The sequence below is a fragment of the Marinicauda pacifica genome, from assembly GCF_004793635.1.
GTDB classification, from domain to species: domain Bacteria; phylum Pseudomonadota; class Alphaproteobacteria; order Caulobacterales; family Maricaulaceae; genus Marinicauda; species Marinicauda pacifica.
Genome location: NZ_SRXV01000096.1, coordinates 1 through 305, shown reverse-complemented (window position 1 = coordinate 305; position 305 = coordinate 1). Strand labels below are relative to the sequence as shown.

Annotated in this window: 1 protein-coding gene; it reads left to right on the top strand. The window is 58.7% G+C overall.

Going from position 1 to position 305, the window contains the following annotated elements:
• Positions 1-136: 136 nt before the first annotated feature.
• Positions 137-305, top strand: a 169-nt coding sequence (infA, locus tag E5162_RS14540) for a translation initiation factor IF-1 (RefSeq protein ID WP_135945970.1), incomplete at its 3' end; no start/stop codon positions are given.

Sequence of the window (305 nt, the reverse complement as noted above, 5' to 3'; positions counted from 1 at the left end):
CCTGAGTGTGCGCGCTCGACGGATAGGGGCGACACGACTATAAAGCGTCCAAGTCCGCCCGCCGGAGCCATCAGAGCGGGCGAAACGTTATTGATACATAGACACGTCACACGACGAAACGTCCAAGAGGAGCCGCATGGCGAAGGAAGATCTTCTCGAATTTCCCGGTGAGGTGGTCGAACTCCTGCCGAATGCCACTGTCAAGGTGAAGCTGGAAAACGCCCACGAGATCATTGCCCACACCGCAGGCAGGATGCGCAAGAACCGTATCCGTGTGCTGGCCGGCGACAAGGTGCTGGTCGAGA